At 41.7% G+C, this 23,965-nt stretch carries 20 protein-coding genes and 1 pseudogene; 20 read left to right on the top strand and 1 reads right to left on the bottom strand.

What is annotated here, in order from left to right; translation table 11 throughout:
* Window positions 1-6: 6 nt before the first annotated feature.
* The 20 genes and pseudogenes from GJU41_RS07990 to GJU41_RS07900 all read left to right on the top strand — a co-directional run bounded on the left by GJU41_RS07990 (window position 7) and on the right by GJU41_RS07900 (window position 22,625).
* Window positions 7-951, top strand: a complete 945-nt coding sequence (locus GJU41_RS07990; protein WP_154318243.1) for a carbohydrate ABC transporter permease — start codon at window positions 7-9, stop codon at window positions 949-951.
* An 11-nt stretch (window positions 952-962) separates the two neighbouring features.
* Window positions 963-1,790 carry a carbohydrate ABC transporter permease gene (locus GJU41_RS07985; protein WP_070877461.1) on the top strand — a complete coding sequence of 276 codons (828 nt, stop codon included), beginning with the start codon at window positions 963-965 and terminating at the stop codon, window positions 1,788-1,790.
* Between the two features lie 16 nt (window positions 1,791-1,806).
* Window positions 1,807-2,790, top strand: coding sequence for a Gfo/Idh/MocA family protein (locus GJU41_RS25380; RefSeq protein ID WP_070877460.1), 984 nt, complete (start codon window positions 1,807-1,809; stop codon window positions 2,788-2,790).
* A gap of 9 nt (window positions 2,791-2,799) precedes the next feature.
* On the top strand, window positions 2,800-3,714 hold the full coding sequence (locus GJU41_RS07975) for a sugar phosphate isomerase/epimerase family protein (protein WP_154318242.1): 915 nt from the start codon (window positions 2,800-2,802) through the stop codon (window positions 3,712-3,714).
* The gene (locus tag GJU41_RS07970; RefSeq protein ID WP_070877458.1) at window positions 3,701-4,786 is read left to right on the top strand and encodes a Gfo/Idh/MocA family protein; all 1,086 of its coding nucleotides are present in this window, start codon (window positions 3,701-3,703) and stop codon (window positions 4,784-4,786) included. The genes GJU41_RS07975 and GJU41_RS07970 overlap by 14 nt, the downstream gene beginning before the upstream one ends.
* Window positions 4,787-4,913: 127 nt before the next feature.
* Window positions 4,914-5,933, top strand: coding sequence for a zinc-binding alcohol dehydrogenase family protein (locus tag GJU41_RS07965; protein WP_070877457.1), 1,020 nt, complete (start codon window positions 4,914-4,916; stop codon window positions 5,931-5,933).
* A gap of 168 nt (window positions 5,934-6,101) precedes the next feature.
* Window positions 6,102-6,794, top strand: coding sequence for a FadR/GntR family transcriptional regulator (locus tag GJU41_RS25375; RefSeq protein ID WP_070877456.1), 693 nt, complete (start codon window positions 6,102-6,104; stop codon window positions 6,792-6,794).
* Window positions 6,795-6,854: 60 nt separating this feature from the next.
* On the top strand, window positions 6,855-8,162 hold the full coding sequence (locus GJU41_RS07955) for an FAD-binding oxidoreductase (RefSeq protein WP_224771370.1): 1,308 nt from the start codon (window positions 6,855-6,857) through the stop codon (window positions 8,160-8,162).
* Window positions 8,163-9,527, top strand: a complete 1,365-nt coding sequence (locus GJU41_RS07950; protein WP_070877455.1) for a (Fe-S)-binding protein — start codon at window positions 8,163-8,165, stop codon at window positions 9,525-9,527.
* Window positions 9,527-10,981 carry an FAD-binding oxidoreductase gene (locus tag GJU41_RS07945; RefSeq protein WP_070877454.1) on the top strand — a complete coding sequence of 485 codons (1,455 nt, stop codon included), beginning with the start codon at window positions 9,527-9,529 and terminating at the stop codon, window positions 10,979-10,981. The genes GJU41_RS07950 and GJU41_RS07945 overlap by 1 nt, the downstream gene beginning before the upstream one ends.
* A gap of 117 nt (window positions 10,982-11,098) precedes the next feature.
* Entirely contained in the window at window positions 11,099-13,279 is a 2,181-nt protein-coding gene (locus GJU41_RS07940; protein WP_070877453.1) for a malate synthase G, read from the top strand.
* 30 nt (window positions 13,280-13,309) lie between these two features.
* Entirely contained in the window at window positions 13,310-14,497 is a 1,188-nt protein-coding gene (locus GJU41_RS07935) for an NAD(P)-dependent malic enzyme (RefSeq protein ID WP_070877452.1), read from the top strand.
* 13 nt (window positions 14,498-14,510) lie between these two features.
* A complete protein-coding gene (locus GJU41_RS07930; protein WP_070877451.1) occupies window positions 14,511-15,287 on the top strand; it encodes a fumarylacetoacetate hydrolase family protein in 777 nt (258 codons plus the stop codon).
* Between the two features lie 73 nt (window positions 15,288-15,360).
* Complete coding sequence (locus tag GJU41_RS07925; protein WP_070877450.1) at window positions 15,361-16,128, top strand: IclR family transcriptional regulator; 768 nt, start codon at window positions 15,361-15,363, stop codon at window positions 16,126-16,128.
* Window positions 16,129-16,377: 249 nt separating this feature from the next.
* Window positions 16,378-18,159 carry an L-lactate permease gene (locus tag GJU41_RS07920; protein WP_070877449.1) on the top strand — a complete coding sequence of 594 codons (1,782 nt, stop codon included), beginning with the start codon at window positions 16,378-16,380 and terminating at the stop codon, window positions 18,157-18,159.
* Between the two features lie 293 nt (window positions 18,160-18,452).
* Window positions 18,453-18,551: pseudogene (locus tag GJU41_RS24930) on the top strand (ribose 5-phosphate isomerase A); the annotation flags it as partial.
* Between the two features lie 288 nt (window positions 18,552-18,839).
* Complete coding sequence (locus GJU41_RS07915) at window positions 18,840-19,412, top strand: DJ-1/PfpI family protein (protein ID WP_154318241.1); 573 nt, start codon at window positions 18,840-18,842, stop codon at window positions 19,410-19,412.
* A 349-nt stretch (window positions 19,413-19,761) separates the two neighbouring features.
* A complete protein-coding gene (locus GJU41_RS07910; protein WP_070877447.1) occupies window positions 19,762-20,484 on the top strand; it encodes a (Fe-S)-binding protein in 723 nt (240 codons plus the stop codon).
* A gap of 1 nt (window position 20,485) precedes the next feature.
* Complete coding sequence (locus tag GJU41_RS07905; RefSeq protein ID WP_070877446.1) at window positions 20,486-21,919, top strand: LutB/LldF family L-lactate oxidation iron-sulfur protein; 1,434 nt, start codon at window positions 20,486-20,488, stop codon at window positions 21,917-21,919.
* Window positions 21,906-22,625 carry a LutC/YkgG family protein gene (locus GJU41_RS07900; RefSeq protein ID WP_070877445.1) on the top strand — a complete coding sequence of 240 codons (720 nt, stop codon included), beginning with the start codon at window positions 21,906-21,908 and terminating at the stop codon, window positions 22,623-22,625. The genes GJU41_RS07905 and GJU41_RS07900 overlap by 14 nt, the downstream gene beginning before the upstream one ends.
* Before the next feature lie 436 nt (window positions 22,626-23,061).
* On the opposite strand, the gene GJU41_RS07895 is transcribed toward GJU41_RS07900, so the two are convergent.
* Window positions 23,062-23,940 carry an AraC family transcriptional regulator gene (locus GJU41_RS07895; protein WP_070877444.1) on the bottom strand — a complete coding sequence of 293 codons (879 nt, stop codon included), beginning with the start codon at window positions 23,938-23,940 and terminating at the stop codon, window positions 23,062-23,064.
* Window positions 23,941-23,965 lie beyond the last annotated feature (25 nt).

Genomic DNA, 23,965 nt, shown 5'->3' with positions numbered 1-23,965 from the left:
GTTTTCATGCAGCAGCCAGTTCTAAAGAACTCAGCCACAATAAAAGAGGTTCCTGTCACAAAAAAGAAAGTTTGGAGAAACAAAACTTCCTTATACGGTTTGTTATTTGTAACACCTTGGATTATAGGACTTATTATTTTTTATGCCTTTCCATTAATTTCATCCATCTATTTCAGTTTCACAACATATAGCATCCTTCAGCCCGGAGAGTTTGTGGGAATGCAGAATTATAAAGAGCTGATGAGTGATGATCTTTTTTGGAAGTCTGTTTCAAATACCATCTATTTCGCAGTCTTTTATGTTCCGCTAAGCATCATATTTGGTGTATGTCTGGCGATGATTTTGAACTTAAAGGTAAAAGGGATGACAGTTTACCGCACGATTTTCTTCTTGCCGACACTAGTGCCTCAGGTTGCACTTGCCGTACTTTGGATGTGGCTCTTAAACCCGCAGTTTGGGTTAGTCAATGGAATGCTGGATCTTCTGGGAATTCAAGGTCCCGCATGGTTAGGCAGTGAAACCTGGTCTAAGCCTTCTATCGTTATGATGTCGCTTTGGGGCATCGGACAGGCAGTTGTTATCTATTTGGCAGGTCTTACGGATATATCTGAAGATTACTATGATGCTGCTGAAGTGGATGGGGCAAATTGGCTTCAGAAAACGTTTCATATTACCTTGCCATTGTTAACTCCTGTTATCTTTTTTAACCTCGTAATGGGTGTCATTGGCGCATTTCAGCAGTTTGCCTTGCCATACGCGCTTACAGGCGGACAGGGTACTCCCGCAAATTCCTTAACGTTTTATGTCATGTATTTATATGACAATGGATTTAAATTCTTCAAAATGGGCTATGCCTCAGCAATGGCTTGGATCCTTTTTGCCATCATTATGATCTTAACAGCCGTTATCTTTTCTACATCTAAAAGGTGGGTTCATTATCAAGGGAAATAAGGAGGGATACGATGAAAACAAAAACTTCAAACCGTATTTTTGCACATGCATTTCTGATTCTGATTTCGATTCTCTTTTTAGTTCCGTTTTTCTGGATGCTGTCTACTTCGTTAAAAGATCAAACGCAAATTTTTTCGTTTCCTCCTGAATGGATTCCAACCCCTTTTAAATGGAGCAATTATCAGGAGGCTGTAGAATATATTCCTTTTTTCAGCTATTTGAAAAATACAGTTGTGATTACCGTTTTCAGCACAATCGGTGCTGTTATCACGTGCCCTTTGGTAGCTTACGGTTTTGCGAAATTAAAATTTAAAGGCAGCAATGCTTTATTCATAGTGACCATTGCCGTCATGATGATCCCTGGACAAGTTACAATGATTCCCCTGTTCATCCTATTTGAAAAACTTGGCTGGGTTGGCAGCCCTCTCCCGCTGATTGTACCTGTTTTTTTCGGTGTTCCTTTCTACATCTTTTTACTGCGGCAATTCTTTCTCGGATTGCCTGATACGTTAATGGATGCAGCGAGAATTGATGGTGCAGGAGAATTTCGCATTTACTGGCAGATTATGCTTCCGCTTGCAAAACCAGCAGTGCTTGCAGTAGGTCTGTTTCAATTTATGGGAAGCTGGACCGACTTTTTAGGACCGCTGCTTTATCTGACTGACGAAACATCTTACACCCTTTCCTTAGGCCTGCAGCAATTTCAGAGCCAAAGAGGAACAGAATGGGGATTGATGATGGCAGTCTCAACATTAATGACGCTTCCTATCATTATCTTATTCTTTTTCCTGCAAAAAACGTTTATTAAAGGCATTACGTTCAGCGGTATAAAAGGATGACAGGAGATGAATCCGCGTGGAAAAGATCAGAATTGGTTTTATAGGCTCTGGAGGAATTGCCCATTACCATGCCTCACATTTAAAAGAATTAGAGAATGTCCTTATCACAGCAATTGCCGACCCGAATCCTGAAAGCAGGCGCAGTTTCCTGCAAACTCATGAGATTGAAGCTTTGGAATTTGATGATTTTGAAGAAATGCTGAATCGATCTGAAGTAGAAGGAGTGATTATTTGCTCTCCGCATACGCTTCATTACAAGCATGCCAAAGCTGCTCTTTTAAAAGGCTGTCACGTATTGCTTGAGAAGCCAATGGTATGTTCTGTCTTCGAAGCGGAAGAATTGATTGAACTATCCAAAGAGAGAAAATGCGTGCTGCAAATCTCGTACCAGCGTCATTATCAGCCTGAATTTCTTCATATAAAAAAGCTGATCGAAGAAAATCAAATCGGCACACTTACTAGTGTAAATGCATCTCTTTATCAGGATTGGATTTACTTGTCAGCCGGTACATGGAGACAGAACCCAGCCTTGTCAGGCGGCGGCATGCTGTTTGATTCAGGCAGTCATATTTTAGATTCTATTCTATGGATTACTGGACTTACACCGGTTGAAACAAAATCATTTATTCATCAGCGCGGAACAGAAGTTGATATTGATTCATTTACAACAGTCAAATACACACAAAACGTGATGGGAACAATCACGATCGCTGGAATGTCACCATGCTGGCATGAAACATATTCATTTTTGGGCGATAAAGGAGCCATCTTCTGCGAGAATGGACAGGTTTCACTAGTCAAAAACGGGGAAGCCCCGGAAATACAAAGCATTGACGCTGCGAAAACAAACACTGATAAAAGCTTCATCAGGGCCATTACTGGAATTGAAGAGGTTCAAGTGCCCGGCGAATTTGCTGTTCAGGTTTTGCATTTTACAAAAGCCATTTATGAAGGTGCCAGTGAAAAATCACAAATTGACTATCATTCTAAGAGACTGTGAGGGAAAAATATGAACAATAAAATCGGCATGAGGATTCCTCCGTATTTCGGAAAAGAAGGAATTGAATACACAGCAAAATGGGCGAATGAAAATGGGATTAAGGTGCTTGACCTTCCTAACTTGGACGAGTCTGTTAAAAAGATATTAGCAAACTATCAAATAGATATTGGATCGATTGATGGAAAAGGATGTGTTGGCAACACGGATCTTTTAAGTGAGGATGAGGGGAAACGCTGGAATGCAGTACTATCTTTAAAGGAACAGTTTGAACAAGTTTCAGCATTGGGAGGCAAGGTGATTTTCATGTGTCTTGTGCCGGAAAACAGCCTGATCCCTAAAAAAAGAAGCTTAGAAATATGGAAAGAAACATTTCCTGAGGTGGTCGGGCTTGCTGAGAGAAACAATCTTTTTCTGGCACTTGAAGGCTGGCCTGGTCCTGCACCTGCGTATCCAACGCTTGGAACGACTCCAGAGGTGCTCAGATATATGTTTGGTGAGGTGCCATCCAAGCATTTCGGTGTGAATTATGATCCCTCTCATTTAGTAAGACTTGGCATTGATTATCTTCGGTTTCTTGATGAGTTTGGTGAAAAAATTCTTTACTGCCATGGAAAAGATACAGCGCTGCTTAAAGAGGAACAATATGAATTAGGCCATTTGCCTGGCGCATTCGATTCTAAGTATGACTTTTCCGAAGGAGCATGGCGCTATACCATTCCTGGTCATGGGGAGGTTGACTGGAGAAAGGTTGCTGTCAGATTAGATGCGCTCGGGTATAAAGGTCCAATCAGCATTGAACTTGAGGATCATCATTATTGGGGCAATCTTGCTTCTGAACAAGAAGGTATTAAGCATGCAAAAGATTTTCTTCAGTCGGTTTTTCATAAAAAGAAATCAGGAGGAATTGCGGATGTCAAACATTAAAATTGGAATTATTGGAAGCGGAGGAATTGCTGCAGTACATGCTAAAGCTTATCTGCAAATGAAGGATGTCACGATTGCCGCGGTTGCAGACGTCGTTCCCGGAAAAGCAAAGGAATTTATCGAACAGCTGGGAATTCGCAATGCCCAGGCATTCGACAGTCATCTGGAATTGCTTGAACTTGATTTAGATGGTGTAAGTGTCTGTACGCCAAATGTCACTCACCACAGAACCAGTATTGATTCATTGCTTGCAGATAAACATGTACTAGTAGAAAAACCGCTGGCAGTTACTTTAGAACAAGCGGTTGAAATGGTTGAGACATCACGTCGCACTGGAAAAATGCTGACGGTGGGATTTCAGCCAAGATATGATCCAAATATGAAAACGATTAAAGAAATTGTTCAATCCGGACAGCTTGGAGATGTTTATTATATTCAAACCGGCGGGGGGAGAAGAAGGGGGATGCCAGGGGGAACTTTCATAAATAAGGAGCTGGCAGGGGCTGGTGCAATGGCGGATATTGGCTGTTATTCCCTGGACTTGGCTTTAAATGCATTGAATTACCCTAAGCCTTTAACGGTTTCAGCCTATACATCCAGTCATTTTGGCAAGAATCCTCTGTATCATCATGAAGCAGCCAGGTTTGAAGTAGAAGACTTTGGAGTGGCGATGGTTCGCTTAGAAGGAGGAAAGGTGCTGAATTTTAAAATTTCATGGGCGATGCACATGGATTCCTTAGGACCTACCATTTTTCTAGGTACGGACGCAGGACTAAAGCTGACACCTGCAGGACAAGGACCTTGGAGCGGGGTCTGGGACGGCGGCATTGGTAGTATTTCACTCTTTCACGATATTGTCGGACAGCATTCAGAAACGCAGGTTCCAGTCATTGATCATAAAATTGATATTTTCCATGAAAAAGTAAGAGATTTTGTGTCAGCCATAAAAGAAAATCGTCCAGCTCCAATCCCGGCAGAGCAAATCTTACTTAACCAGGCAATTATTGACGGAGTGCTCCGTTCCTCTGCGCTGGGTAAAGAAGTAGATATTAAGGTTCCCGTATTTGTTTAAGTAAATCAGTTTACAAAAACGCCTATGAATTTAGGCGTTTATTTTATTTTAACCAAGTTGATTTAATTGATTTATCCGATTATTCTCCCCATACTAAATAATAGAATAAGATGGGGAGGAATCATTCATGAAAGCAATCGGACTGCATAAATATTTGCCAATCGAAGATGAAGAAAGCTTGCTCGACATTGAAATGGAAAAACCAGTGGCTGCAGGAAAAGATCTGCTGGTCCAAGTTAAAGCCATTTCCATTAATCCTGTTGATACAAAAGTGCGTTCACCTAAAGAAAAAGTAGAGGATGAGCCAAAAATTCTCGGCTGGGATGCTAGCGGCACAGTGGTGGAAACCGGTGAGAATTGTACAGATTTTAGACCAGGCGATGAAGTGTTTTATGCCGGCAGCATCACGAGGCAAGGCACTTACAGCGAATATCATCTGGTAGATGAAAGAATTGTTGGGAAAAAGCCTAAAACCATTACTCATGCAGAAGCAGCAGCTCTTCCGCTGACGGCGATTACAGCATATGAAGGGCTGTTCGATCGATTAAAGATTGATCCTGCTGACAAAGAGCGAAACAAAAGGAATCAGATTTTGATCATCGGCGGAGCAGGAGGAGTGGGATCTATAGCGATACAGCTTGCTAAATGGGCAGGTTTGAACGTGATTGCAACAGCATCACGACCTGAAACGATAGCATGGTCAGAGAAGTATGGCGCCGATCATATCATAAACCATCATAAATCTTTGAAAGAAGAGCTTGAAAAACGGCAAATCACAGAAGTGGACTATATCTTTTGTTTGAATAACACAGATCAGCACTGGATTGGCATGAGTGAAGTAATTAAGCCTCAGGGCAAAATTTGTTCAATCGTTGAAAACAAGGAACCTCTTGATTTGAATGTGTTAAAAAGCAAGAGTGTCACATTCGTCTGGGAATTTATGTTCACAAGAGCCATGTATCAAACAGACGACATGCAAGAACAGCAGATCCTGCTGAACAAAATCAGCGGCCTGATAGATGATGGTGTTTTAAAAACAACCTTAAATCAAACTCTATCACCGATCAATGCCGAGAACATTAAGAAAGCGCATCAATCATTAGAAAGCGGGAAAACGATCGGGAAAATTGTGCTGGACCAATTTTAATAGAAACAAAGATTTAGCGGTCTGATCGCCGCTATTTTTATTTTATTTTCAGAATTATTTAATAAATTTCGAAAAATGATTTGAAAAATGAAGTTCATCATGTTTAAATGAAACTATAACAGATCACTTGTCAGATATGTGATGTCTGAAAAGAAAGGCTGTGAATAAGTGCTAATAGAAAAAATTTCAACCAAGAAAGTTTCAGATACGATCAGCGAGCAGATTGAGAAAATGATTTTGGACGGCTCGATTCCTGCTGGCGAAAAGCTTCCTTCAGTAAGAGAGCTTTGCGAGATGTTTGGAGCAGGACGATCAGCCGTCCGCGATGCCATCACAGTTTTAAAAGGAAAAGGTCTTGTAATAGTGAAACAGGGTGAGGGCACGTATGTCAGTAAGTTTGATTCAAGAAAAATTTTCAGCCATGCTGTCATGCTCCCAAATGCAAATGATATTACCGAGCTTTTTCAAGTAAGAAAAATCGTTGAAACGGGCATGGCTGAAATGGCTGCATGCAATCGCTCCGAAAATGATCTTAAGCGAATGAAGATCATCTTATCAACCCAGACTGATGCCCCTTGGGAAGATGATTATCAGTTTCACTTATCCATTGCCAAAGCAACCGGCAATGCACTGCTGATTCAGTTTGTACAAGTCATATCCACCACGATTAAACATGCAATGATTGATTTTCACCAGTTTATCAAACGTGATACAGAGGCGATAGAAATTATTGCAGAACATCATGAGCGCATCTTCGAAAGCATTTCTTCCGGTACACCCAATCAATCAAACGAATACATGCTGCAGCATTTAACGTTCGTAGAATCCATTCTTCACAAGAGTCTTCAGCAGAATAACTGAATTTTTTTGAAAATAAAGCAAAACAGCGTTTGTTATTACAAAACAATTGGAGGTGGAGTTTTGATTCTGACAGAATTAATCTCACTTTTACCTGAAGAAAAAGTAAAAACGGAGGGTCAGACAAATCACTTGCTCGGAAATAATGGCGAAATGACTGTGTTCCCGACTACAGAAGAGGAAATCACACAAGTCCTTAAATTTGCTGATCAAAATGGCAAAAAAGTTTCCATAATCGGCGGCGGGACAAAGCGCGGATATGGAGGATTAACAGAATATGCAGATATCCAGTTGTCCCTGGCTCATTACACGGGAATAACAGAGCATATTCCCGGAGATATGACAGTAACCGTCAAAGCAGGAACAACGTTTAAAGAGCTTCAGGATTATTTAGCAAAACATAGTCAAAAAGTTTCACTCGATCCGGCTTGGCCAGAGTATTCCACGATCGGAGGGATTATCGCATCTAATGAAAGCGGTCCCAAGAGGCTCGGCTACGGATCTTCAAGAGATTCAGTTATTGGCCTTAGAATCGTTTATCCTGACGGTCAGGTCATTCGCTCAGGGGGAAAAGTAGTTAAAAACGTTGCCGGCTATGATATGAATAAGCTTTTTATAGGATCAATGGGCACACTTGGAGTTGTGACAGAAATCACGTTGAAGCTTAGACCCATTCCAAAATATGAAAGCCTCATTCTTTTATCTTTTCCTATTGAACTTCAGGAAGAAATGAGGTTGTTCGTTATCAATCTGCTGGATTCCATGATGGAGCCAATCGCGTTAGAACTTTTGAGTCCGGCCTTATCTAAACGTTTAACAAATAAAGAAATGTATACGCTTGCAATCGGTTTTGAAGATTTTGAACCCTCAGTCCGCTATCAGGAAGAATTTGTCAAAAGCATCGTGCCGGAGGGTACACTGTTTTCTCTGCTGCCTCAAGCGGAAGCAGAATTATTCTGGGATGCGTTTTATAAGACAGCACCAAACGGGGTCCGCTCAAAGCCTGGTTCAGTTACTGAAGCAGCCTTGAAAATCGGCGTCAAAAATCTGGATGTTTTCCAAATTGTGAAGGAATGTGCCGGTATGCATAAGTCAGTGTCGATAGAAGCTCATGGAGGGTTAGGACACGGTTTATGTCAAGTCATTCTGAGGGGAAGCAGCAATGACTTAATGAATGCAATTGAGCGTATTCAGCAAATCACGGCTCAATTGGGCGGGTATACAATTATCAAGCACCTGCCATACGCATTGAGGCACAAAACGGAAGTATGGGGAGAAAAGCCATCTTATTTCTTTCTTATTCAAGGAATTAAATCGGCAATAGATCCAAAATCAGTCCTGAATTACAAACGTTACCTGGGAGGGATATAAGTGAGCATAAGAGAAAGTGACTTAAAGCAGGCATCCCCGGCATGCAAGGAAACAACTCTCAGCAATTATTTATGGAAGGATCATCCGGATGAGAGCAAATGGGCAGATTGCGTTCACTGCGGCATGTGTCTTGAGTCCTGTCCAACTTATGAGATAACAGGCCAGGAGCAGCATTCACCGCGAGGCCGGGTGCATTTGATTAAATCAGTCGCAGATGGAAAGCTTCAGGTGAATGAACAATTCATGGATCCGGTTTTCGCCTGTCTTGATTGCCGCGCCTGCACGACGGCATGTCCTGCAGATGTGGATGTCGGCGGTCTCATTGAAGAAGCCCGGGGCCAGATCCGCCAGGCAATGCCTTTAACAGGAGTAAAAGGAACCGTAAGCAAATTTTTCTTGAAAGGTCTGTTTCCTCATCAAAATCGATTGAATACTGTGGGAAGTCTGCTTAAATTTTATCAAAAAAGCGGAATGCAAAAAGCGGTGAGAAAAACCGGTATGCTGAAGGTCATGCCAAAGCATCTGGCTGAAATGGAAGCCATTATGCCGGAGATCAAGCAGCCCGTGCGCAAAAAGTACAAAAATCAAACGGTCATACCTGCACAGGGAGCGGCAAAGACTGGGGTATCCTTTCTGACAGGCTGTGTTATGGACGTTATGTTCAGTGATATTAATGAATCCACAATAAATGTATTAACGAAAAACGGAAATGACGTTGCTATTCCGCAAAATCAGACATGCTGCGGAGCCCTTCATGTTCATGCAGGCGACAGAGATACAGGCCGCAAGCTTGCAAAACAGAACATTGAGGCCTTTAAAGATTCGGATAAAGTCATTGTTAATGCAGCAGGATGCGGATGCATGCTGAAGGAGTATGGGGAATTGTTCAGAGAAGTAGATACAGAATGGCATGAAAAAGCAGAAGAATTTGCGGCAAAAGTAGTCGATGTTTCAAAATACCTCCATGACACCGGCTATGAAAAACCTAAAGCTGAATTGAACACAAGAATCACCTATCATGATGCATGCCACTTGGCACATGGACAAGGTGTGCGCCAGGAGCCGCGAGATATCTTACTAGATATCCCAGGCGTGGAAATGGTCCATATGCCTAATGCTGACAGATGCTGCGGAAGTGCAGGCATATACAACATAACCAACCCCGAAATGGCAGGCGCTGTACTTGAAAGCAAAATGGAAAATGTTCCGGATGACGTTGAGATGATCTCAATGGGGAATCCCGGCTGTATGCTCCAAATGGCTATGGGTGTACAAAAATACGGCAGAAATCAAAAGGTTGTTCATACGGTCCAGCTCCTTGATTGGGCCTATCAAATGGAGGAAAAAGGAAAGGAGGAGCTTTAATGGCTGTTAAAGGACTTAAAACGAAAGATAAACATATTCATAGTCTTGCAAAACTGACAGGCGGTCCATCAAACATTCTCTATCATAAAGAAGATTTAATAGCCTATGATTGTGACGGCTTTACCATTCACAAGCATTTGCCAAAAGCAGTTGTTTTTCCGAAAAATACAGAAGAAGTTGCAGCACTCGTCAAATATTGTTCAGAAAATCAGCTGCCATTCCTTGCAAGAGGTGCCGGAACAGGCTTAAGCGGAGGCGCCATTCCTATTAACGGCGAAATCATTATCAGTCTGGTGAAAATGAAAAAACTGATCAGTATAGATCTGGAAAATAGGCGGGCTGTCGTGGAACCCGGATTCGTCAATCTCAAATTAACCAACTCAATTGCAGATAAAGGGTATTACTATGCTCCGGATCCATCCAGTCAATATTGCTGTACCATAGGGGGAAACGTTGCTGAAAATGCAGGCGGCGCCCACTGCCTCAAATATGGCGTAACAACAAACCATATCCTTGGTCTGGAGGTTGTCCTGCCGGGTGGTGAGATCATTGAAATTGGAAAAAATGGTATTCCAGATTCGCCGGGCTATGATCTGCTTGGATTAATCACCGGATCAGAAGGAACGCTTGGAATCGTCACAAAGATCACCGTAAGAATCTTAAAAAACCCTGAGTCTAAGCAGACTGTCCTTGCTTACTTTGATAGTGTGTCAGACGGCAGCGGCGCTGTTTCAGACATTATTTCAGCTGGCATTGTCCCTGCAGCTCTTGAAATGATGGATAAAACCGCAATTGAAGGCGTTGAGGCGGCAGCTTTTCCAGTAGGACATCCAAAAGACATTGAAGCTGTCTTACTAATAGAAGTAGACGGCATTTCTGCCGGCATCGATGAACAAATCACCCAAATTCTTGAGGTATGCACTAAATGGAATGTCCGTGAGGTAAAGGCTGCTGAAAGTGAAGCAGAGCGTGCAAGATGGTGGGCAAACAGAAAGACAGGCTTTGGAGCGATGGGGGCAATTTCACCAGATTATCTTGTACAGGATGGAGTCATTCCGCGAAGCAGACTGCCAGAAGTCCTTGAAAAAATCAATCAGATCAGTAATGAATCAGGTCTCCGAATAGCCAATATCTTTCATGCAGGAGACGGCAATCTTCATCCGCTTGTCTTGTTCGATTCAAGAATTCCGGGTCAGACTGAGGCGGCTTTAAAAGCCGGCAGCGCATGTCTGCAGGTTTGTGCCGAAGTTGGCGGAACGATTACAGGTGAACATGGGGTAGGTATTGAAAAGAGAGAAGAAATGCGGTTTGTCTTTACGGACGAAGAAATTTTAGCACAGACGAAAGTCAGGGAAGTCTTTAACCCTGATAATCTATTAAATGCAGGTAAATTATTTCCAAGTCCAGGACGCTGTGCTGAAGTAAAAAAAGAAATGAAAGCAGCAGGACTGTAAATTAAATTGGTAAAATGTTCTGAAAATGATTGTAAACGCTTTGATTTTCATGCTATTATTTTTTTAACAAAAAGATAAACATCGTTTTGTAATAACAAACACAAGGAGGAACGAATGATGAAAGGCTATATTCAATCAGGTAATCTTCAAGTAGCAGACGTACTCTATGAATTTATTAATTCAGAAGCACTCCCGCAGACAGGTTTAGATCAGGAGGCATTCTGGTCAGGTTTTGAAGCCATTGTTAAGGAATTGACTCCTCAAAACAAAGAGCTGCTGGCAGTCCGCGATGAAATTCAGAGCAAAATTAATTCATGGCACAGGGAAAACAGCGGCACTTTTGATTTTGAAGCTTATAAAGCTTTTTTACATGAAATTGGATACTTAGAGCCTGAAGCAGAGGAATTTAAGATTACAACACAAAATGTAGATGATGAAATTGCTGTTCAGGCTGGCCCTCAATTAGTCGTGCCTGTCAATAATGCCCGCTATGCCATCAATGCGGCAAATGCACGCTGGGGAAGCTTATATGATGCCTTATACGGGACAGATGCCATCAGTGAAGAGGACGGTGCCCGCCGCGAAGGCTCTTATAACCCTGTCCGCGGAGAAAAAGTCATTGAATTTGCGCGCAATTTCCTTGATGAAACAGTGCCTCTAAAAGATGCATCCCATAAAGATGCTGCGGAATATGCGATTGTTGATGGAGCGTTATCGGTCACATTAAGCAGCGGTCAAAAAACAGGTCTTAAAGACAATGATAAACTGGCTGGATACCAGGGAGATGCGGATTCGCCCTCTGCCATCCTCCTTAAAAACAACGGACTTCATTTTGAAATTCAAATCGACCGAACCCATTCAATCGGCAAAACAGATTTAGCAGGCGTGAAAGATATTTTGCTGGAAGCAGCGCTTACAACTATTATGGATTGCGAAGATTCTGTTACAGCTGTAGATGCGGAAGACAAAGTGATCGTATACCGCAATTGGCTCGGCTTAATGACAGGAAATCTGGCGTCTACATTTAAAAAAGGCAAACAAACAATGATACGTACCTTGAACCCTGACCGAACGTATTCAAGCGTTAATGGTGAAGAATTTACTCTCTCTGGAAGATCGCTGATGTTTGTGCGAAATGTGGGCCACTTAATGACAAACAATGCCATTCTTGATGAAAACGGGGAGGAAATTAGGGAAGGCATCCTGGATTGTGTGATGACTGCACTGCTTGCAAAACATTCATTGCTCGGAACCGGACAATATCAAAACTCTTCAAAAGGATCTATCTATATCGTTAAACCGAAAATGCACGGATCGAAAGAAGTTGCCTTTGCAAACACTCTGTTTAATAGAGTCGAGGAACTGCTTGGGCTTGAACGCAATACCATTAAAATCGGGGTAATGGATGAAGAAAGACGGACGTCTCTGAACTTAAAAGCAGCAATACGTGAAGTAAAAGACCGTATCGCATTCATTAATACCGGATTCCTGGACCGTACCGGTGATGAAATTCATACTTCTATGGAAGCAGGTCCGATGATTCCTAAAAATGAGATGAAATCTTCCGCTTGGCTTTTGGGCTATGAAAAATCAAATGTTTATGCAGGCCTTGAAAGCGGCTTCCAGGGCCGTGCTCAAATCGGCAAAGGCATGTGGGCTATGCCGGACATGATGGCAGAGATGCTCAAACAAAAATCTGGCCATCTAAAAGCAGGAGCAAATACAGCATGGGTACCTTCGCCTACAGCAGCAACACTTCATGCACTGCACTATCACCAGGTAGATGTAACAGAAGTCCAAAATAAGCTTAAGAAGGAAGTGGAGGATTTAAGAGATGACATTCTCACCATTCCTGCTGCTGAAAAAGCGAATTGGAGCAAGGAAGAAATTCAGCAGGAGCTTGATAACAATGCACAAGGAATTCTTGGATATGTTGTGCGCTGGGTCGAGCAGGGTGTCGGCTGTTCTAAGGTGCCGGATTACTATAATGTCGGCTTGATGGAAGACCGCGCTACGCTCAGAATCTCAAGTCAGCATCTTGCAAACTGGCTGCACCATGGCATCTGCACAAAAGAGCAGGTAAAAGAAACGCTTAAACGCATGGCAAAAGTGGTAGACAAACAGAATGAAGGGGATCCGCTTTATATGCCAATGGCTCCTAATTATGAAAATTCGGTTGCTTTCCAGGCAGCATGCGATCTTGTTTTTGAAGGCTATGATCAGCCAAATGGCTACACAGAACCAATCCTTCACCGCCGCCGCTTGGAAGCTAAAGCTAAATTTGCAGTTAAGCAATAATCTAATCATTTATATTAAGGAGATGAGGCAATGCAGCACCTTCGGGAAAAATCGCTGGAACTTCACAAGCGTTCACATGGGAAATTAAGTGTAACTGTTAAAGTTTCCGTAGAAAATTCGCATGATTTAAGTCTGGTTTATTCCCCAGGGGTGGCAGAGCCTTGCAGAGAAATCCATCAAAACCCTGAAAAGATATACGATTATACGATGAAAGGCAATTTGGTTGCCGTCATTTCAGATGGATCCGCTGTATTAGGCTTAGGCAATATAGGGGCCGCCGCTTCTATGCCTGTAATGGAGGGAAAAGCCGCTTTGTTTAAAGCCTTTGCCGACATTGATGCTTTTCCGCTTTGTCTGAATACGAATGATCCTGAAGAGATTATTGCCATTGTGAAAGCGCTGGAGCCGACTTTTGGCGGCGTAAATTTAGAGGATATTTCAGCTCCAAATTGCTTTATCGTTGAAGAACGATTAAAACGGGAAATGAACATCCCTGTTTTTCACGATGATCAGCACGGTACAGCCATAGTAACAGCCGCCGGCCTAATAAACGCGTTAAAGATGGTCAATAAACGACTTGAAAATGTGAAAATTGTCATAAATGGCGCCGGTGCTGCCGGGATTGCGATTACAAAGCTGCTCCTTGAAATGGGAGCAGAAAATGTCATCATGTGCGATACAAAAGGCGCGATTTACAAAGGACGAACAGCCGGCATGAATCCGCTGAAGGAATTGATCTCAGAGCTGACAAATAAAAGCTTATTCCAAGGGACGCTTGGTTACGCTTTAAAGGAAGCAGATGTTTTTATTGGCGTTTCCGCTGCAGGAGCTGTTTCTGGTGAAATGGTACAAGAAATGAATAAGGATGCGATTATTTTTGCCATGGCTAATCCAGAACCGGAAATCATGCCCGAAGCTGCAAAAGCTGCTGGAGCAGTAATTGTGGGAACGGGAAGATCGGATTTGCCTAATCAAGTCAATAATGTCCTGGCCTTTCCAGGGATTTTTAAAGGAGCCCTGCAAGTGCATGCAACTGAAATCAATGAGGAAATGAAAATGGCTGCTGTTTATGCCATTGCTGATTTAATTACACCATCAGAGCTTGAATATGAGTATGTCATTCCGCATGCTTTTGATAAAAGAGTCGCTGCTGCTGTATCAGAAGCTGTAGCAAAAGCAGCCGTCAGATCAGGAGCTGCTCGCAAAACTACGTTTTGAAAGGGGTACAGCCATGAAATTTGTCCGATTTAAAGATCAGTCAGCTGTTTTTAGCGGAGTTTTAAAAGAGTCTGAAATCAAAGAAATAAAAGGTGATATCTTTAAAGACTGGGAGTATACAGGCCGTTCTTTTCAAAAAGAGAAGGTGCAGCTTCTTGCACCCTTACTGCCAAATCAGATTATCGGAATTGGCGCAAACTACGTATCAAATAAGATAGATATACCTGAGGTGCTGCCTGAAATTCCGGTGTTTTTCTTCAAGCCGACCTCATCCGTTATTGGACCTGATGAAAATATTGTCATTCCAGCTGGCGCAAAACAGGTGAAATTTGAGTCAGAGCTTGCCATTATTATTGGGAAAGAGGCGAAAAACATCCCAGAATCAGAGATTCTGGATTATGTGTTCGGCTACACAGTAGGAAATGACGTAACAGCTCCTGCCTTTTTCCACGGAGACGGACACTGGACAATCGGCAAATCATTTGACACATTCACGCCTCTTGGACCAGTCATTGAAACAGAGCTTGATCCATTCAATGTGAATGTGGAAGCGAGATTAAACGGGGCTTTGAAGCAGGATAGCCCGACCGGTCTTATGATTATTCCGATTCGAAAAATGATTTCCTATTTAACTAGCGTCATGACCCTGAGGGAAGGGGACGTAATTTTAACAGGAAGTCCAGTTGGGGCAGAATTAGTCAATACAGGTGATGTCATCGAATGCGAAATCAAAGAAATCGGCATTCTAAGGAATTCATTCGCTGAAGCAAGAGAGAGCGTTAAAAGCTAGAGGAACCTTTCTTTACCCGGTATCAGGCATGATATACTAGAGTTAAAGTCAATTTGCACCAGAGGTGAGAGGGTTGGATCGAGAAAATATGGTGAAGTCCGTCAGCCGGGCACTGGATATCATCACGCTCGTAAGTTTGAAAAAAGGCGGACTTGGGGTTACCGAAATAGCGAATCAAATCGACATTAATAAAAGTTCCGTTTACAGGATTTTGTCTACACTTGTGCAATACGGCTATGTAGAACAGGATGCTGAAACGGGAAAGTACAAGCTTGGCTATAAATTCCTGGAAATCAGTTCAAAGCTGCTTGAATCCATTGATTTAAGAGCTGAAGCGAGAATGTATTTACAGGAGCTTGAAAATGAAACAAACGAGGTTATCCATTTAGTCGTGTATGATCAGGGTGAAGTGGTGTATATAGAAAAACTGGACGGCAGTGAAACGCTGCGAATGCATTCAAAAGTGGGCAAGCGTGCCCCTATGCACTGTACATCAGTTGGAAAAGCCATACTAGCTCATCTTCCATCAAACGTGGTTTTGGATATTCTAGAGCGAAAAGGTCTCCCGATGCATACTGACAAAACGATTACAAATAAAGAAGACTTTCTCCTGGAGCTGAGTTCCGTTAAACAAAAAGGATATGCTCTTGACCTGGAAGAGAATGAAAATGGAATTACATGCATCGCCGTGCCTATTTTTGATCATATGGGGAATGCTATTGCAGCTGTGAGTATTTCTGGCCCAACGATTCGCATGACAGAAGAAAGACTGGAACATCTTCAGTCCCGCATGCGAAATATAGGCAGGCAAATATCCTTGAGACTTGGCTTTGAAAAATAGAATAAGCTTCCATTATAAAATTTGTTCGGAGTTCACTTTTCTAAAGGTATACCGGACAAATTTTTTTTGGAGAAAAATAAGAAATTAAATTTTCTAAATATTATTGAAATTAAAATCATAGTTTGTATAATTGATTTGAGGCGCCTTGTGTTATACAACAATATTAAGTATTGTTGTATAACATGTTTCTTCATTGGAAACAAACAGAAATGATGTTGCGTATTACAAAACAAAAAGGGGGAATTGTTTGTGAGTACGGGGATGTTAGGATTTTTATCACTGCTGCCGATTTTAGTTGTCGGTATCTTCTTGGTAGGTCTCAGGTGGCCAGCCAGCAAAGCCATGCCAATTTCGTATCTAACCGCGATCGGACTTGCGCTGTTTGTATGGAAAGTACCTGGAACAACTGTTGCAGCTGCATCTGTCAATGGTTTAGTGGTTGCAGCCACGCTGCTGTACATTATTTTCGGGGCGATCCTTCTGTTAAACACCTTGCAGGAGAGCGGCGGAATTAAAACCATTCGGCAGGGCTTTACAGATATTTCTGTAGACAGACGCATTCAGGTTATTATCATCGCCTGGCTGTTCGGCTCATTTATCGAAGGAGCATCAGGCTTTGGAACACCGGCAGCAGTTGCTGTACCGCTTATGGTCGGACTTGGATTCCCGGCTATGGCTGCTGTAATTGCCGGGATGGTCATTCAAAGTACTCCTGTTTCATTTGGTGCAGTGGGAACACCGATGCTTGTCGGCGTGCAAACAGGCTTATCAGCAGATGCAGGCATTACAGATGATTTCCTTGCACTTGTTACAGAAATTGGAGGCCAGGTTGCGATTTTACATATGATTGCCGGAACGCTGATTCCGCTGTTTGTAGTCGCATTGATGACAAGATATTTTGGAAAAAACAAATCATTTTCTGAAGGATTGAAGGTTTGGAAATTTGCCTTATTTTCTGCCTTTGCTATGACCATTCCGTATGTGATTGTTGCAAATACTTTAGGACCGGAATTTCCGTCCATGGTCGGCGGATTAACAGGGCTTGCAATCGTAGTGTTCGCAGCTAAAAAAGGATTCCTGATGCCGCCAAAAGAAGAAGCATGGGATTTTGAAGAAAAGTCAAAATGGGATCCAGAATGGATGGGTTCACTTGAAATAAAAGATATCAGCCACAAAAGCGGAAATATGAGTATGATTAAGGCGTGGGCACCATATATTCTTGTTGGAGTGTTCTTGGTGATTTCAAGATTGAAAACGCTTCCTGTATTAGGGTGGCTCCAATCATGGGTTGTATCATTCCCTAACATGTTTGGTTCTGAAGTCAGTGCAAGCTTTCAGCCTCTCTATTTGCCGGGAACAATCTTTATCTTAGTTTCACTTATCACATTCTTTTTGCATGGCATGAATGGAAGCGCATACAAAAATGCCTGGTCACAGTCAGCAAAAACGACAGTTGCCGCTTCTACCGCACTTGTATTTACAGTTCCAATGGTACAGGTTTTCATTAACTCAGGAGGCGGAGCAGCAGGTTTTGATAAAATGCCGATTGAGCTTGCAAACGGAGCAGCATCCATTGCCGGAGAATTCTGGCCGTTCTTTGCTACTTTCATCGGCGGCATCGGAGCTTTTATCGCGGGAAGCAACACAGTAAGCAACATGATGTTCAGTTTATTCCAATATGATGTCGGTTCACAAATCGGCGTTAATCCTACATGGATTGTAGCCCTTCAAGCTGTTGGCGGAGCTGCAGGGAACATGATTTGCGTCCATAATGTCGTCGCAGCATCAGCTGTTGTAGGACTTTTCGGAAAAGAAGGACTTGTTATTCGGAAAACATTATTTCCATTCACTTATTATGCCTTATTATCAGGTGCAGTCGGTTATTCCATCGTTTGGTATTCCCAAAAAGGAATCTTCAACCTTGGTTCTTATATTGCCGTTGCGATTGCGATGGCAGCCATATATATTGTGGCGACTAATCAGAAGCGAGCAGAAACGATTGTGAGCAACAATAAGAGTATGAAATTATAAATTTGTTTTTAACTAAGCTGCCTATTGTACAGGCAGCTTTTTCAAATTTAATAAGGCTCTTTTCCTATACTTTGTTGCTTTTAGACTAAATGTTTAAAACTTATAGTGGATCTACGCTGGAGGAACTTGACTCCTGCGGGAAATAGAGGGAAATGGGAGACCCCGCAGGCAAAGCCGAGGAGACTCCCAACCGGACCTCGGAAAGCAACGGACAATCTTTATAATCGAAAACAACAATTTATTCGAAACCAGCCTTTAATAAAGACAGAATAGTTATTTAAAGGAGAGATCAAATGAACGAAAAGAAATTTGGCAGGGGAAGAAACTGCAGATACATTATAGATGGAATGATTGTCGGACTGGGAACTGGCTCAACGGTTTATTACATTATATTTTAGATTGCACAATACCATCTAATCCCGATCCCGCCTTACTTAAACAATAAATATATTTCCGGGCGTTGTCGAAAATGGATTATTTATCGGCATGGCTGACAGGCTCATAACAAACGGTTTGGACAAAAGATTGAAAGAAATTGTAAAAAAACTGTAATGAAAAAAAGAATAGCACACAATGCTATACTAGTCTTAGAATTATTTTACATAGCTAAAGTCATCTCACCAAAGAACAAACTCACGTACCCTGCTTTGAAATCATAATGAAGGAAGGTAGTAAATAAAATGAGTAAAAATGTTCTGATTCTTACTGGAGATGCTGTTGAAGCCCTGGAGGTATTTTATCCTTATTACCGATGTCTGGAAGAAAATATTTCGTGTACGATTGCTTCACCTGTAAAGAAGAAACTGCAGACAGTTGTCCATGATTTCCTCCCGGAAATGGATACATTTACAGAGAAATTAGGCTATAAAATTGATTCACATGCATCTGTAGATGAAATTGATCCTGCTGATTTTGACGGACTAATTATTTCCGGAGGACGAGCACCTGAGTACATTCGCATGAATTCAAAAGTTCAGGAAATTGCTGCTCATTTTTTAAAAGAGGATAAGCCTCTGGGTGTTATCTGCCATGGACAGCTTGTACTTACAACTGTTCGGGAATATATAAAAGGGCGTGAAGTCACGGCATACAGTGCATGCAGACCTGAAGTTGAAGCAGCAGGTGCCACATACATTGAAGAAATGCTTCACGTTGATGGAAACCTTGTAACAGGACACGCCTGGCCTGATTTGCCGGGATTCATGAGAGAATTCTTTAAAGTCCTTCATGTTCCGCAGAAAACAGGGGTTTAATTAAAGAAATGATAAGACTGTGAGAACTTAATCTCACGGTCTTTTTCGTAAATATTGTTGCTTTTAGACTTAGATGTTTAACAATATAAGTGGATCTACGCTGCAGGAACTTGACTCCTGCGGGAAAATAGAGCGAAATGGAAGACCCCGCAGGCTCGCCGAAGAGGCTTCCACGCTCCCCGCGGAAAGCAAGTTCCTGCAGCGGAAAGGAACGGACAACATTTATAATCAAAAACAACAATCTATGCGAAAACAGCCATTAATTTTCAAATTAGGAGACTCACAAAAAAAGGCTGAAAAATAGTGTATAATAAAAAGTAAGAATATTTCGATAAGAGGAGGAGAGTTCGTGAAAGTTTCCCTGTTCATCACTTGTTTAGCAGATGTTTTTTATTCAAATGTCGGGAAAAGCACGGTGGAACTGCTTGAAAAGCTGGGCTGTGAGGTTGATTTTCCCAAATCCCAGACCTGCTGCGGACAGCCTGCCTATAATAGCGGGTATCACAAAGAAACGAGAGAAGTGGCAAAACATATGATCAAAGCATTTGAACAATCTGATTATGTTGTAGGGCCATCAGGTTCTTGTGTGGCTATGCTGCATGAATATGAGGAACTGTTTGCAAATGATCCTGACTGGAGAGAAAAAGCTCATCAGCTTGCTGGAAAATCATATGAGCTTACACAATTTATTGTGGAAGTACTGAAAGTTGAAAATGTAAATGCAGCTCTGCCTGCCCATGCAACATATCATAAATCCTGTCATATGACGAGACTGCTCGGGGTTAAGGATGCACCTGAAACATTACTTCAAAATGTAAGCGGTTTAAACGTAACGCCGCTGCCAAACAGTCATGATTGCTGCGGATTCGGCGGAACGTTTTCTGTTAAAATGGTCCCGATTTCAGAGCAGATGGTCGACGAAAAGGTAAAGCATATTCAAGATACGGATGCCGAACTTTTAATAGGTGCAGACTGCGGCTGTCTGATGAACATCGGCGGCAGAATCAACCGCAAAGGGATTCCGATTAAAGTGATGCATATTGCAGAAGTGCTAAGTAGCGGGGTGAAATGACATGCCAATGAAAATAGGAAATGAAGCTTTTTTCGACAGGGTTGAAAAAGGGGTAAATAACCCGTTTATGAGAAATGCTGTTGCCTCTGCACAAGAACGAATGCAGGGAAGGCGCCTGCAGGCAACGGAAGAGCTTGGCAATTGGGAAGAGTGGCGGAAACTTGGGGAAGAAATCCGCACACATACGATGGAAAATCTTGATTATTATTTGGAACAGCTGAGTGAAAATGTATCAAAACGGGGAGGCCATGTCTTTTTTGCCTCAACAAAAGAAGAAGCAAACAAATACATAACAGATATTGCGATTCAGAAACAAGCTAAAAAGGTCGTTAAATCAAAGTCGATGGTAACAGAAGAAATTCATTTGAATGATGCTTTAGAAAAAGCAGGCTGTGAAGTGATTGAGACAGATCTCGGGGAGTATATTCTTCAGCTTGATGACCATGATCCGCCTTCGCATATTGTCGTTCCTGCTCTCCATAAAAACAAAGAACAAATTCGTGATACATTTAAAGAAAAACGCGGTTACGACAAATCAGAACTGCCTGAAGAGCTCGCCTTATTCGCGAGAGAGCAGCTTCGCAAGGATTTCCTGAGTGCAGATCTCGGAATCACAGGATGCAACTTTGCAGTAGCAGAATCCGGTTCAATCAGTTTGGTCACGAATGAAGGAAATGCAGGCCTTGTAACAGCATTGCCGAAAACCCAAATTACGGTGATGGGGATGGAGCGCATCGTTCCTACTTGGGAAGAGCTGGATGTATTAGTCAGTTTGCTGTGCAGAAGCGCAGTAGGACAAAAGTTAACGAGCTACATCACAGGATTGACGGGTCCAAAAGACGATGGGGATGCAGACGGTCCAGAAGAATTTCATCTCGTTATCGTAGACAATGGCCGTTCGAATATATTAGGCACTGAGTTTCAAAGTGCGCTTCATTGTATCCGGTGTGCAGCATGTGTAAATGTATGTCCTGTTTACCGGCATATTGGAGGTCATTCCTACGGTTCGATTTATGCGGGTCCAATTGGTGCCGTCCTTTCGCCATTGCTTGGAGGCTATGAAGATTACAAAGAGCTTCCATATGCATCATCCCTATGTGCAGCGTGTACAGATGCCTGTCCTGTGAAAATACCTTTGCATGAACTATTAATAAAGCACCGCCGGAAAATTGTTGAAGATGAAGGAAAATCAACATTTGGTGAAAAGCTTGCGATGAAAGGCTATCAGTTGGCTGCAAGCTCGCCAAATTTATACGGGGCAGGAACAAAATCAGCATCAGCGGTGATGTCGCCATTTACAAGTTCAGGCAGCCTCAAAAAAGGACCGGGTCCCATCAAGCCATGGACAGATGTAAGGGACTTTCCTGCTCCAAGTAAAGAGAGATTCAGAGATTGGATGAAGGGAAGGGAGGAGAGCAGAAATGATAAAAGGTAACATACAATATCGTGATCCTTTTCTTGAAACAGTAGCTTCAAAACTCGGCCGGGGGAGAAGAAAAGCAGTTACTAAACCCAACTGGTCGATCTCTCCGCAATGGGAAGTATTAAAAAATGCGGATGCAGATGAGCTGGTGGAAGTTTTAAAAAAGCAGTGCTTGTTAATCCATACACAGTTTATTGAAACAACTGCTGCTCAGCTTTCTGATAAAATGATGCATGTTTTTGACGAGTATGAAGTGAAATCAGCGGTCATTGCTAAAGACAATCGCTTTCAAGAATTTGGTTTGGATAATGAAATAACCAAAGCATGGCCAATAGCTGGCATACATATTCACGAATGGGATCCCCTTTTAAAAGAGAAAAATATTGAAGCCTCGGAAAGATCCGATATCGGAATCATATTCAGTGACATGACCCTTGCTGAATCAGGAACCGTTGTAGTGTTCAGCGATAAAAACAAAGGAAGATCCATTAATCTTCTTCCTAAAACCTGTCTTTGCATCATCCCAAAAAGCACGATCGTGCCGAGATTGACTCAAGCTGCAGAACACATAAGCAGACAAATCAAAAAGGGCAGCCATTTATCATCATGTGTTGACTTTATTACTGGCCCAAGCAACAGTGCCGACATAGAACTTAATCTAATCGTCGGCGTACATGGGCCTATTAAAGCATCCTATATTGTCGTACAGGATAAATGAAATAAAAATGCGCTCTTTTATAATGGCTCTTTTCGTAAATATTGTTGCTCTTAGACTAAATGTTAAAAAACTTGAGTGGATTGCAGCGGATAAACTTGACTCCTGCGGGAAATAGAGCAAAATGGGAGACCCCACAGGCAACGCCGAGGAGGCTCCCATGCTCCCCGCGGAAAGCAAGTTCCTCTCGCTGCAAGGAACGGACAACATTTGGCATGAAAAACAACAATCTATGCGAAAACAGTCTTTATAATAAGTAGTGCCGATAACCTGAAGAAAATCAGAAAACACAGGTTTAACCTATGTATTAGCAACATAAATAACAATAGAATAAGGATACAAAAAAGGTTAAAAAGGTTAGGGTCCAATTTAATTGAAACCCCGGCCTTTTTGACTTTATTGTGTGATTTTCAGAATAACACTTCAATAAATTTAATAATCATCCAAGTTTATCGCTAACTTTTTTCTTTACTGCCATCCAAACTTCACTATATACATTTTCCGATGTACCATTGTACTTTGTAAAAGAAATTCCAGGCAGTTCTACTAGTTCATAATCTGAAGAAGGCAGCCATTCAGTATAAATTTTTGCTGTAGTTTCTTGAAGTGTAGCAGGAAATGGTCCTTGATTAGGGAAAATTGCCCATATACTTTCTTCAATAGTAATTTGCTCTAATTGATCGAATGGATTATCATTTGTAGTTGCAAAACCAATCATATGAGTTAAACATCCTTTTTCCTCCAGGTATCCATCATCAAAATCAAAAGATACATTCAAGACTTGATGAGGATATAAATCAGCTAATTGATGCATTTCATTTCTTTGTTGTTCGGTAATGGAATGGGCTAGTTCTAAGATAGCTTTATTTTCACCTTCGAATTGAATTGGTACTCTTTTCGATACACCTACTATATTAAATTTCTCTTTCTTTTCAATTTTGAATTCCATAGATTTTCCTCCTTTTATATCAATATAGAATGAAAATTTGGGAAATGATTTTTGAATTTTGTTTTTAGTTACTTCTGAAGGTAAAAAACCACTCCATTCACGAAAGGCTCTTGAAAATCCTTCAATTGATTGATAGCCATATTTATAGGCAATATCTGTCACTTTTGCTCCGTTAATTAATTCAACATTCGCAACCGATAATCTCCTATTTTTGATATACACATTCAATGACATTCCAGCCATATACGAAAACATTCTTTTAAAATGATAATCAGATAGTCCTGCAATTCTCGATATATCTTTTCCGGAAATTTCCTCCGTTAAATGTGTTTCGATGTAATCCATTAAATTATTGAATTCTTGTAACATTCATTTCCCTCCTTTACAAATACAT

This window comes from Metabacillus idriensis, assembly GCF_009674765.1.
GTDB lineage: Bacteria > Bacillota > Bacilli > Bacillales > Bacillaceae > Bacillus_P > Bacillus_P idriensis.
The sequence above is the reverse complement of the archived record's forward strand: the minus strand, read 5'-3'. Positions and strand labels throughout refer to the sequence as shown.